The following is a 4,602-nucleotide window of genomic DNA, read 5'->3' as shown; positions in this document are numbered from 1 at the left end:
GATCTTAACATAAAGGATACATTCCAAATAACAATGGAGATTCTGCTTTATCAATTTCTTTATACGTTATATTTCCCTCTTTACCTGCAACAGCAACTTGTACTTTTTCATTTGTTTTCACATCTTCTGCACCTATTGCACCACCCGCCAATAATCCTGTACTTAACAGACTATCGTGAACGAAAGTTAGAGAGTTATGGAACAAAATATAATGTGTATGTACATACATTTCTTTTAAAAGAAGTTTTGTAGTATGCAACTGAATTAAAAAAATATAGATTTTTATGACTCTTTTTAGGGGATATAGCAAAGTGAGATCTTTTATATGCACATTGCTATACCAAACTAGATTTCAGCATAGTATTTTTTTTGCAACTCATTGATTTTTACCAAACACGTATAAAAATCAACAATATGAAAATAAACGACTGGCTAAAATTTTACTTTCAATAAAATAAAAAAGAACCTGCAAATTTGCAGATTCCCCTGATAATGATTTATATGAGTAAGACTCGGAAATATAATACAATGATTCAAAAATAAGTTCAAGTAAATTCAAAGAACCGGCTAGAGTTCGAGTTCTTTCAGAAGTGATGATGTTTTCTAGGCTTCGCAAAGTGAGAAAATACAAGAATATAATACATCGAGATTTAGAGAATTTCAATACTTAAATTAGAGGTTATTTTAATGTGATGTAACATCAGCATTTTGAAGGAATAGCAATGAATACCTTATACATCCCCAGTCTACATAACGCTTTATTATCAGTAGAAAGAAAAAGGAAAATCCCTACTTCCACAATAAATCCGCCTTGCTACTCTATTCATTTTTTGATACATTCCTATCCACCGTTTTAAAGTTCTCTTTTGTACTGTGTTAGCCAAAAAATTGTATAAATCATAATTCGTTTTTCTTCCACCTGTTTCACCCTTTCTACACCCTAGTTTTACAAAATAAGAAGTCATCAAAACTTATATTTATTACTTTCTGTTATCTCCTCTCTCTTGTTCTATGCATAGTCTATCTAAATTTTTATTAGCTACTAAAAAAAAGAATTTACAGGACGATTAAAAAAAGCCAAGTGCATTGCACTCGGCTTTATGGTCGATTAAACAATTTTACTTCAGACGTATTAAACTGATGTAGATAGTCTTTAGTAGAAGTATAACCTGAATTCATGAGTGTTTTCTTTTCTTCTTCTGTGATATCAAAATTAAACGCCGACGTAAAGAATGTATTAATAAATACAGTGCGGGTAGCATCTTCTTTGGTGGTTTTTCCGCTCTCATGACCTTTGATCATGGTTTGAGACAAATTCCATGCAAAATGAATAAGAGAATGGCCAATATGATGTTCTGTTGAGGTTGCGATATGTTTTAACATGGCAACCTCCGCCTGAGATTCTAAACGGAAACCAAGTGTTTCTTTGTTGTAGACAATTTCATCTGTAGGATCAAAGAAAGATGCATTGTATTTCGTGTGTAAGCTTCTTAATGTAAAATGATCCTCTATATTGCTTATCAGTTTATTAACCTCGTCAATCGTATCTGTGGTCGTGAAGTGTTCTTCTTTATTCACAAAACTTTTTCGATCAAATAAACGAATTGGGTAGTTATCGAGTACACCTCCGTCTACATAATAATCTTTATCCCATTCCACAGATTTAAAAAAGAATGGGATGGACATCGAAATCCGCACAGCAACTACTAATGGGACATCAGGTGTCGTTTCGCGTGAAAACGTACGAAGCTGGTGTGTAGAAATGTTCGTTCCTTGGAAAAACACGTCTTTTCCTGTTTTGTCATACAACTGCTGAAAAGTTGTGTCCTTACTCCCTGTCCACTTTTCAACAATCTTTCCTACCCACTCAGTGAAGAAATCCCCTTTATAGATACCAAAACCATCAAAAAATAAACGAATGTTATCTTGTACAATCGAAAAATCATCATCTTTAAACGCTTTGAAATTCATGTCTTTGTGGATTTTTACAAGATCTGCGAATGGAATGGAAAGACCTAAAAGTAATGCAGTAATCGCTCCTGCTGAAGTCCCTCCAAATCGTTGTATTTCTGGTAAAATCCCTTCTTCATTTAGTGCACGGATGGCACCTATATAAGCGCTTCCCTTTACCCCGCCACCTTCAAATACTAAGTTACGAAATGGATATGCCATTATATACCTCCAATAAAGAAATTTTCGATCTGTTATAGTATCGGAAGTATATTGAAATATATTCCAAATGGTATTAAGAAAGTTTCATGTCCTCCGATACGTATGGCCGAATTATCTTTATTCAATGGATGAATTGTTTGAAAGAGAAGAAATTTGCTTGGAATGGTAATTTAGTAGGATAGGAAACAGGAAACGGAGCGCATCTTTTGATGCACTGAATAATATCCCCTTTTGAAATCGTATATAACGTAACTTCTTTTCCGATGTCCAAGTAAAATCACGAGTAAGAAATCAAGGAATAATCTACATTTCATAAATCCCTCACTCTCTTTAACATACAATTCAGTGAAATAATTTGTTTCAAATACGTAGAAATATGGTTTAACCAGCAATCAATGATCAGGTCTTCTTACCCTAAGTAAACCTAAATCTATTTGTCTCCATACAGAAAGGAATAAATAGTTTTGTTCCTATTCATGAAATAGTACAATATATGCAAAATTACATATCTAATTAATTGCTTTTAATGTTATATTTTAATAGCGATGAATGCTATTATTTCATAAGTTGTCAACAAGCGTTATGTATGTATGAGAAAAGGGAAGGAGCCAAATAGGCCCCTTCCTTTTTCTACTAATTAACTAAATTACTCTCTGGTAAAAATTTAAATAGTAATGCTCATTTACAGGCGTCTGATTATGCATTAAACATGCTAACTTTGCTTGCTGTCGGAAAAATTAAAAACGATAGCATTAAGCTATTAAGAGATAAAAATTCATCAACACGAAGACAGATTTGTCTTGGCTAGATAAATTTGGTGATAAATACAGGAAATAAATCTTACGATTCAATGATTCTTTTTCCTGCCCTCTCCCCTTGCCACTTCTGTTTCATGACTTGTAAATAGAGATCTTCAAACTCGTTAAAATGGATGCGAAAAACATCTAATGTATCGATATAAGCAGAAATCACATCTTTTTCATTAAAATGGATACCTTCCTGTGCTAAGTCATAGCTATCATTAAGGCTGTATAAATCAAAATATTCTTCTTCCCAATACAGGCCTCTATTTACTAGTAATCGAGTAGAGCAAGTAATCGCTTGTTTAATATTCCATTTCTGAGCTACTAACTTTTCATTTAAGACTGAAAGAAGGATGTTTACCAAGGGTTTTTCATCAACTATGCGGCTATATGACAGTAAAGCCGATTCTATATATATCAGCTTTGCTTTAGACATTAAAGATATCTCCATAATTTCATATGGCGGGTGATCACTTGCTTCAATCAACCTATCGCACCATGAAATAACCTCCTCTCTATTCCAAAGTCCGCAGCCTAGTCCTAATGCATACAAGTGGGCTAAAGTTTGATAAGATTTCAATATGTTTCACCTTCAATTTAACTGTATAGTGGTATTGCATTCATTTTGGAAATAATCACGCTTAGTAATAAATATAATAAGCTGCCCAAACGGACAGCTTATTTGCATTAAAAACACTATACATGAACTTTTGCTTTTTTTCGACGCACAAGCCACCAAACTAAAGATAGCAGTACTAGGGGAAACGGAAATACCTGAATAAAGAAAAATACTTCCCAAAAATCGTGCATCGTACTACCAGGAGAATCTGTTGCCATCCCGCCAATAAAAAAAGACAATGGAATGACAAGTATATTTATACCTAAACTAATCATTAGGAATGATAGATTCTTCTTCCAGATTACTGGTAATGCAGCCGCGATTAATAAAACCAATGCAGTACCCAGTATAAGAAACAGTGCTCCAAATAAAAATACAAAGTATAAAATAGCATTGATTAAAGGTTCCACAATAGCCCTCCTAAGGATTCATTCTATAGAAACACTCATGTTATTTAGAAAGTCAGGATGCTATACCTCTTAGTTGTCTTTCAATTTCTTCATCGCTATAGTCTTCATTTATCTGCTTAGAATACTTAATCTACTTGCTTATATTCTGGACTGCGTTAGGACATATGTTTCTATTGTACAACCAGCTAGCAAGAAACCCACACTTATCCCTGCTAATACGGTACCTTTAAAGGCTCTGTTCATATTCATTTGCCCCTTTTATCTTTTCGTATTTTTTCTCTATCCATAGACAGTCCATTATGAACGTTTTCATTATAAGTATTGTCTGCTGTTACTGTTTTACTTTCCTTACTATCTGTTTCGGCACTGCTTCTTCTCGTTTACCGTTTCAGTATTACGCTTCAATTCGCATTATCATCACATAAAAAGGACATACCTATTCATATATACCCCTTTATTATTTTATATTGAAATAAATAATGGTTCAAAGTTATTTTGTGAAAATCATACAAAAATTAATAATTCATCGATTACCCAACAATAGATAATATGGATAAAGAAAAAATACTAGAGAATATCACATTGTAGTAGTCTCTAG

4 protein-coding genes are annotated in these 4,602 nt (G+C 33.2%); all 4 read right to left on the bottom strand.

The window, feature by feature from the left end; all coding sequences use genetic code 11:
- Window positions 1-4 precede the first annotated feature (4 nt).
- Entirely contained in the window at window positions 5-229 is a 225-nt protein-coding gene (locus GBN78_RS28725) for a hypothetical protein (protein ID WP_098878368.1), read from the bottom strand.
- An 869-nt stretch (window positions 230-1,098) separates the two neighbouring features.
- Window positions 1,099-2,172: a patatin-like phospholipase family protein gene (locus GBN78_RS28715; RefSeq protein ID WP_152127982.1), complete on the bottom strand. Its 1,074-nt coding sequence runs from the start codon at window positions 2,170-2,172 to the stop codon at window positions 1,099-1,101.
- Window positions 2,173-3,012: 840 nt separating this feature from the next.
- A complete protein-coding gene (locus GBN78_RS28705; RefSeq protein WP_000844539.1) occupies window positions 3,013-3,555 on the bottom strand; it encodes a hypothetical protein in 543 nt (180 codons plus the stop codon).
- 116 nt (window positions 3,556-3,671) lie between these two features.
- Window positions 3,672-4,004 (bottom strand): hypothetical protein, encoded by a 333-nt coding sequence (locus GBN78_RS28700; protein ID WP_000433517.1) that lies wholly within the window; start codon window positions 4,002-4,004, stop codon window positions 3,672-3,674.
- Window positions 4,005-4,602 lie beyond the last annotated feature (598 nt).

This window comes from Bacillus sp. B2-WWTP-C-10-Post-4, from assembly GCF_009183805.1.
Classification (GTDB): Bacteria; Bacillota; Bacilli; order Bacillales; family Bacillaceae_G; genus Bacillus_A; species Bacillus_A cereus.
This window is presented reverse-complemented; position numbering and strand designations above follow the sequence as displayed.

Coding starts and splice junctions, on each gene's coding strand:
- GBN78_RS28725 (WP_098878368.1), bottom strand. CDS start 229: ATGTATGTACATACACATTATATTTTGTTCCATAACTCTCTAACTTTC.
- GBN78_RS28715 (WP_152127982.1), bottom strand. CDS start 2,172: ATGGCATATCCATTTCGTAACTTAGTATTTGAAGGTGGCGGGGTAAAG.